Source organism: Desulfonatronum sp. SC1 (assembly GCF_003046795.1).
In the GTDB taxonomy this organism is placed as follows: domain Bacteria; phylum Desulfobacterota; class Desulfovibrionia; order Desulfovibrionales; family Desulfonatronaceae; genus Desulfonatronum.
This window is the reverse complement of sequence record NZ_PZKN01000057.1, coordinates 1-7,925: the sequence shown is the minus strand read 5'-3', so window position 1 is coordinate 7,925 and position 7,925 is coordinate 1. Positions and strand designations below refer to the sequence as shown.

Here is a 7,925-nt window from a genome sequence, read left to right as displayed (position 1 = left end):
CAGCTCCTTTGCGGACGCGGCCGTGACCGGCCAACGGGTTGCCGGCAGCTCGGACTACACCGGCGGGCTGGTCGGACGCATCCAGGGGGACAGCACCATTGCCGGGGCCGTGCTGACGGGTCAGAACATCACCGGCGGGGACTTCACGGGCGGTTTGGCGGGCGAGTCTACGGGCAGCGCCGTGCAGCGGGTCGTGCTGAGCGGGGGCCAGATTGTCGGGGGAACGAACGTCGGCGGATTGTTCGGCATGTTCAGCGGCGGCCTGCTGCACCTGGCCTCGGCCGATGCGGCGGTCCAAAGCAGTGGAAACCAGACCGGCGGACTGGCCGGTCAGGTGGTCAACTTAGCGGACCTGCGCCAGGTTTACAGCACCGGCAGTGTCTCCGGCTCATACTCCACCGGAGGACTGGCCGGATTTGTTGGCGGAGGGTCGGTCATTGCCGACGGCTACAGCCGGGCCGCGGTGAGCGGTGGTCAACGAGCCGGCGGCTTCGCTGGCCAGCTCAACGCCAGCACCATCTCACGTTGCTACAGCACCGGTGCGGTGAACGGTTGGTCCGCCGTAGGCGGTTTTCTGGGCCTGGTCTCCGGCGGTCAGGTCAACTACAGCTACTGGGACACCCAGACTTCAGGCCCGAGCAGCAGCTCCGCGGGCACGGGCCGGACAACGGAACAGATGCAGCAACAGGCCAGCTATGAAACCTGGGATTTTGACACAATCTGGTGGATTCAGGTGGGAGCGGATTATCCTCGCCATCTCACCAACCCACGACAGGTCACGGTGCTTGCCCAACCGGAAACCGGCGGCATGGTCAGTGGCGGCGGTACTTATGAGCATGGTCAGAACGCCACGGTCATCGCTGAACCCGCCGTTGGTTTCCGGTTTGAAAGTTGGACTGAAAACGATGGCGTGGTGTCCACGGACTTGGAGTACACCTTTGAGGTGACCTCCGACCGTACCCTGACAGCGAATTTCACCCCGCTCTTTCCTGGCGGGGACGGCAGCGCGGACCACCCTTTCCACGTGGGCTCGGCTGAGCAGCTGGATATGATCCGCTTGTTTCCCGACAAACACTTCTCATTGTCCCAAAGCGTTGATCTGGACGTTGAACCATGGAATCAAGGACAAGGCTGGATACCTGTCGGCACGGAATCGACCCCATTCTCAGGGACTGTGGACGGAGGCGGGAACGTGATCAACGGACTGTTTCTCAACAGGCCAGACGATAGCCGACAAGGATTGTTTGGTTCAACACATAACGCGACAATCAAGAACTTAGCCCTGACAAATATTGATATTACCGGAATGGAGACCGTCGGTGGGCTGGTGGGCAACTACACTGGTGGAACGATCAGTGGCTGCTACGTAACCGGCACGGTAAAAGGAAATAATAGCAAAACCGGCGGACTTGTAGGCCAAAATACTGGCGGAACGATCAGCGAAAGCTACTTTGTTGGCGCAGTATCTGGAACGAATGAGGTCGGTGGAATTGTTGGCGAAAATCAAGATGATGGCACGATCAGCAACAGCTACGCCACCGGCACGGTGAGTGGAACCGGCTCTGATGTTGGCGGTCTAGTGGGAGTTAATCAATCCGGCGAGATCAACAATTGCTATTCCACAAATGAGGTGAGCGGAAACAGATTGGTTGGTGGGTTGGTAGGTTATTTTTTCAGAGGAAGCGTTAACAGTTGCTATGCGACCGGCGATGTGAGTGGAAATGCAGATGCAACTGGCGGGCTTGTGGGCTCTATCTACCAGGGTGAAGTAATTGACAGCTACGCTACAGGGCTGGTTGAAGGAGATAATAAAGTCGGCGGGTTAGTTGGATATATCTCTAATTCTGGCAGCGTGACCAACAGCTACGCCACCGGGGCAGTGACTGGAAACGAAGATTTTGGCGGACTGGTGGGATCGAGGCTTAGCGGCACCGTGACCAACTCCTTTTGGGATACCCAGACCTCCGAGTTGACAACCAGCGCGGACGGCACGGGTAAGACCACGACCCAGATGCGCCTGCTTGCGACTTTTGCTGATGCTGGCTGGGACATTGAAGAAGCCACCGATGCATACACAGGGCAGCCCTATCCGGGTCTCCGTATGGAAGCCGGGAAAGCTTGGCAGATCATGGCTTCTTATGCTGTTACCTACGATGCCAACCAGGCAACCGGAGGAAATGTTCCTGGCCCGCAGGTCAAATTTCATGACGAACCCCTGTCCCTGAGCCACAACACCGGCGATCTGGTCCGCACCGGCAGCAACTTCTCCGGTTGGAACACGCAAGCCAACGGCAACGGCACGGACTATGCCGAAGGCGCGACATATCCAGTCAACGCTTCGGTTACCCTTTATGCCAAGTGGACAGCCGCGACATATGGGCTGACCGTGAACAACGGCTCAGGATCTGGTCAGTATGCCGTCGGGACTGTAGTCAATATCCAGGCCGACCCTCCGGCTGCGGGGAGGATATTCGACAAATGGGTCGGGGATGTTGCCGATGTGAACAGCGCCTCCACCACCGTCACCATGCCCGCCTCCAACATCACGGTGACAGCGACCTATAAGGACCTGCCGCCTACAAATTACTCTTTGGCTGTAAGCTCTGTAGGCGCATCCGGAGTGACAATCACCGGCAACCAGTCCATTTACGGCGGCACAACAAACTACACCCTGCCGAGAATCACACCCGGAACTGAGATCATCCTGGCCGCGCCAGCGGTCGGCGAAGGAGCTCCATTCGTCAGTTGGACCGGGTGTGATGCGACGAACCAGTCCGCCAGAACCTGCACCGTAACCATGAACGGCAACAAGTCAGTAACGGCAACCTATGGAGGCGCGAAGACATCTCTGCCGGGCGTGCTCATGCTCCTGCTGGACGAGTAGCCCGCAAGGCACATCCCTAGTCCAGACACTAATCCGCCCCTAAACGCCCGCTTCGCCTTTTCCCGCGACGGGCGTTTTTTTATTTTTACACAGGGAAGCAAAGAGCACGCAACAAGAGAGCGCGATGACATCCCGCATTGACGCTCACAAGCGGACCTGGCCGCCTCCCTGCGAGAACCGCCCGCCTGGAGCGGAGCCTGGACTCTCGTCCATGGCCTGGAAACACTGGCCTGTTGAACTGCGCCCATTTTCGCCTGTATGGCTGGGATGGGCGTTTATGTTTCTTTTCGCCTGCTTTTTTTTCTTTCAGCCTTTGCATTGGAGGCCCGAACCATGAATAACCTATGCACGCTCACTGTCCTTCTGGCCGGTCTTTTCTTGTCCGCATCCTCTTTCGCACATCATCCCGTGCCGCACGACCGGCAGACACCGGGCAAGTCTTTTGGCCTGAACGCCGATAGGGACGATCTTCTCCAGTTCGCTTCCGGGGGCCATGTCATCGGGTTCGGTAAGGACTCCGTATATGTTGCCGGGCTGGACCGCGTCCTGCGGGTGGAGTTTGCCGGAGGCCGTCCGGTGCAGCCCGTGGCTGAAGATGGCGGTCTGTCTGCCGACGGTATTTCATCCCTGGGCACGGTGACCTACTCCGGGGTCTGGGGCGGCGTGATCTTGGTCAAAATATCCCTATTGGTCATCGCGATCCGGGGAGACATTCATGTCCGCAGGTTGTTTTCAAAAAACATCGCCATGCACGATTTTTCTAACCTTTTTCTAACCCGTTGCATGGTAGAAATCAAACGAGGGGTACAACGTTGATCAGGACATCGCTTAACCAGAAACTGAGAGGTTTAAATGAAAATTAAACACTTCCTGGCATTCTATTTCATGGCTTCCATTCTAATATGTAGCGGTTCGACATTTGCCCAGGTTGTTTATTCAGGTGGTGATGGGACTTCTGAAAACCCATGGAAAATCTCCACGCCGGGGCAACTCAACGCCGTACGTAACCACCTCGACTCGCATTTCATCCTGATCAACGACATTGATCTGGGCCTTGCTCCGTACAATCAGGGCGAAGGATGGGAGCCGATTGGTACGGACTTCTCCAGCCCATTTACTGGCACCTTTGACGGAGACGGGTACGTGATCAACGGCCTGTTCATCAACCGAGATTCTGATTATCAGGGTTTGTTCGGATATACGGATGGTGCCACGATCAAGAACCTGGGCGTAACCGATGTGAATATAACCGGAGCACGTTTTATCGGCGGACTAGTTGGACAGGATGTTGGCAGTAGTATTGAAAACTGCTTCACCACCGGCACGGTGACCGGTAGAGGATATGTCGGAGGACTGATGGGAAGCAATGGTGGTTCTATCAGCAACTGCTCTTCAACCGCCGCGGTATTAGCCGGTGAATTGCCTGATGGTAATCATGGCGGGCTGGTGGGGTATAACGGTGGCAGTGGCACGATCATGAACAGCTACACCGCCGGTGATGTAACCGGCAATTATCACCTCGGAGGTCTGGCCGGATTCAACGATGGCATGATCAGCTACTCCTACGCCTCCGGAAAAGTAACTGGAAATAACGGCGTCGGAGGACTGGTCGGGTATTACGAAGGCGTAATGCTTAGCAACTGCTATGCCACCGGAGAGGTAACCGGCGATGACAAAGTCGGAGGGCTGGTCGGAAGCAATTGGACGGAAATCATCAACAGCTACTCCACCGGCCCTGTGAGTGGCGCCAGCAATGTCGGGGGATTGATCGGAGAAAACAGATTTTCCGGCACGATGCCCAACAGCTTTTTCGACTCGCAAACCACGGGGCAAAGCGACGTTGGCAAAGGTACTCCAAAGACTACCACAGAAATGATACAACAAGCCACCTTCGTTGATTGGGACTTCCACACCGTTTGGGGCATCGATTCTGGAAAGAATTACGGCTATCCGTACCTCTTGTGGCAGGAGTTTGAATCCGGGGACCTGCAAGTTGACATCACGCCTGCCAATGCCTGGTGGCGCAGAGTCGGGGAGACCAATTGGCGGCAAAGCGGGCCGGACGGTATGGAATATGGACTTGAGGCAGGCAGTTATGCTTTGGAGTTCAGCATTGTCGCCGGATGGAATGCCAAGGGCAATGAAAATAGAGTGGTCCATAAGGGGGAACTGAACCAGTATCCGATCCAATATACCCGGAACACCACTAATTACCTGGTATCCGTTAATACCGCCGGTCCCAACGGGACGGTTATCGGCGGGAATACGTTCGTCCACAACACATGGGTAACAGTGAGAGCAATACCTAAACGAGGCTTCGCCTTCAGCCACTGGACCGAAAACGGCCAGGTCATTTATGGAGCCGGGGCAACATACAAGTTTTATGCAACCGGAATCCGCAACCTGGTAGCCCACTTCCGAGAAGTTATCACCCTGCCCGGAGTGATGCTGTTGCTCTTGGATGAATGACACTGTCCGCATTATCCAACGCCACCCAAAAGGAGGCCGGACGTAAAAAACAGGAGGGGTGCATCCCAGCCCCCTCCTGTTCCGACGCACAATCTCGCCTGTCATGCTCATGTCACTGAACTTTTTCAGGCTAACTTGACTGCACTGGCTCGGAAAACATATCTATCAATCATGATTTATAAATATTTTTTCCCCTATATAAAACAGCAAATAAAATGCATACTCAATAATGAAACAATTTCTTCTGTTCTTATACAGCAATTACTTTTTTGATTAATATATCATTTTGTTAATTTATTAATCATGCAATATATACTAATAATGTTGTTTGGCATTAAAAAATTATACTTAAAATTATTAATTTGTATTTGATTACGAATTATATATATTATTATTAACATAAATCAGGAGATGCACTTATGAAAAATGAATGCTTGAAAAAAAATATTTATTTACGAAAATATTGTGACTATGACTTTCAAATATTGAATATTAATTTACGATTAATTATTATTTCTATTTCATTATTCATTTTTTTTACAATCTTCTCAACAATTGCTGCAAAAGCAAATATAGATGAAAGTTTTGAATTAAGCTTCCCACCATCAGAATGGACATATCATACCATCTCTGGACGCGGATGGGAAAAAACATCAACACAAGCAAAAACAGGTAGCTACAGCGCCATGCATCGATGGGACAATCATGCTGCGGATGCATGGTTGATCACACCACAAATTTATGTTTCCGCAGTAGATGAAATTTCTTTTTGGGAATATTCATCATGGAATTTAAATTATTTTAAACACAGCATGTGGGCTTGTGTGTCAGACTGCGAAAACCCACCGACAAACTGGGTCGAGCTCCAGGAGTTTGGGCCTTCTGTTGCTGAATGGCGCAAGCAAACCCTTAGCCTGGCATCATATGCAGAAAAGAATATATACTTGGCTTTTCGATATGAAGGACTTGATGCCACTAGTTGGCATATTGATGATGTATTCTTCCAGCCACGTGAACCTCTATTGGCTGTTTTTTCCGGTACGCCCACATCCGGACTTCCGCCCATTGATGTACAGTTTGCTGATGAGTCCACAGGAAACCCCTCTGGCTGGGCCTGGTACTTTGGCGATGAGAACCTTGCGGGGGCTTGGCAGAGCGTAAATGCAGCGGCGGATTGGCCCGCGCGCGACAAATTCGCCGCAGCCGTATTGCCCGATGGCAATATCGTAATTGCGGGCGGTTACGTGAATGTGAGTCCGTGGCGCACCAACGATGTCTGGCGTTCGTCCAATGGCGGAACTGCCTGGACCGAAATGACCGGCGGCGCCGAATGGGAAGCCCGCACAGGCCATGGTCTCGTGGCCCTGCCCGACGGGGAAATCGTCCTGATGGGTGGATGGGCAGACGCCAACACCAACGAGGTGTGGCTCTCGGAAGACAAGGGCGAAAGCTGGACGCGCATGACGGACAACGCAGGCTGGTCGCCGCGCGGTTATTTCGCCGCCGAGGCGCTCCACGACGGCAGCATCGTCATCATGGGTGGCCATTCGGGCATCAACCCGCCCGAACTCGGCGATGTCTGGCGCTCGACCGACAACGGTGCAACCTGGACGCAACTGACCGACGCTGCACCCTGGGGGCCGCGGTCCTCCCATTCGAGCGCACTCCTGCCCAATGGCGATATCCTGCTGATGGGCGGACAGATTCCCGATCATCCGGGGAGCGCCAACGATGTCTGGAGCTCATCCGATGGCGGCGCGACGTGGAACCTTGTCACCGCTGATGCCCCATGGCCCGTGCGCTCGAATCACCAAAGCATGGCGTTGCCGGATGGCAGCGTGGTGCTCCTGGGGGGCAGCGATGGCGGCCCGTCCCGCAACGATGTCTGGCGTTCGACCGATGGCGGCGCGACGTGGACGCAGGTCACGGAGTCCGCCGAATGGCCCGCCCGGATGCAGTTTGTCGCGGGCGTACTGGCCGATGGCGCCGTGGTGGTGATGGGCGGAAACGTCTCCGGCAGCATGGGCCGGGATGTCTGGCGGCTCGACACCGCCGGCTCGACGGAGCAGCACCCGGCGCACACCTACCAGGATGCCGGTTCTTATCAGGTGACGCTGCAGACGCGCGACGGCGTCACAGTGTCCACCCTGCGCCGGCCGGCATATATCCAGGCGCTCAACCAGCACACGGTAATCTTCAAGGATTATAACGACACGGTACTGAAAACCGAGGTAGTAACCCACGGCAGCGATGCTACCCCACCAGCCAACCCAAGCCGAGAAGGCTACACCTTCACTGGCTGGGATGTGGACTTCAGCAACATCACCAGCGATCTGACGGTCACGGCGCAATACCAGATCAACACCTACACAGTGACCCCCACTGCCGGGACCGGAGGCACGGCCAGCAACGCGGGGACCTATGCACACGGTTCAACCGCCACGGTCACGGCCACGGCCAACCCGGGACATGTCTTTGTCAACTGGACCGAGGGCAGCACCGTGGTTTCCTGTGATGCGCAGTACTCGTTCACGGTCACGGGCAACCGCACCCTGCGGGCTAATTTCAGCCG

The 7,925-nt window shown here is 54.9% G+C and carries 4 protein-coding genes; all 4 read left to right on the top strand.

What is annotated here, in order from left to right; all coding sequences use genetic code 11:
• Positions 1-22 precede the first annotated feature (22 nt).
• Positions 23-2,884: an S-layer family protein gene (locus C6366_RS18145; RefSeq protein WP_107740566.1), complete on the top strand. Its 2,862-nt coding sequence runs from the start codon at positions 23-25 to the stop codon at positions 2,882-2,884.
• A gap of 333 nt (positions 2,885-3,217) precedes the next feature.
• Positions 3,218-3,700: a hypothetical protein gene (locus C6366_RS18140; protein WP_146164921.1), complete on the top strand. Its 483-nt coding sequence runs from the start codon at positions 3,218-3,220 to the stop codon at positions 3,698-3,700.
• Between the two features lie 36 nt (positions 3,701-3,736).
• Complete coding sequence (locus tag C6366_RS18135; protein WP_107740562.1) at positions 3,737-5,353, top strand: GLUG motif-containing protein; 1,617 nt, start codon at positions 3,737-3,739, stop codon at positions 5,351-5,353.
• A 419-nt stretch (positions 5,354-5,772) separates the two neighbouring features.
• A partial coding sequence (locus tag C6366_RS19415; protein ID WP_146164920.1) for a choice-of-anchor J domain-containing protein occupies positions 5,773-7,925 on the top strand: 2,153 nt, incomplete at its 3' end.

Bases quoted from the DNA above. Each gene is read 5' to 3' on its own strand.
- C6366_RS18140 (WP_146164921.1), top strand. From the start codon at position 3,218: ATGAATAACCTATGCACGCTCACTGTCCTTCTGGCCGGTCTTTTCTTG.
- C6366_RS18135 (WP_107740562.1), top strand. From the start codon at position 3,737: ATGAAAATTAAACACTTCCTGGCATTCTATTTCATGGCTTCCATTCTA.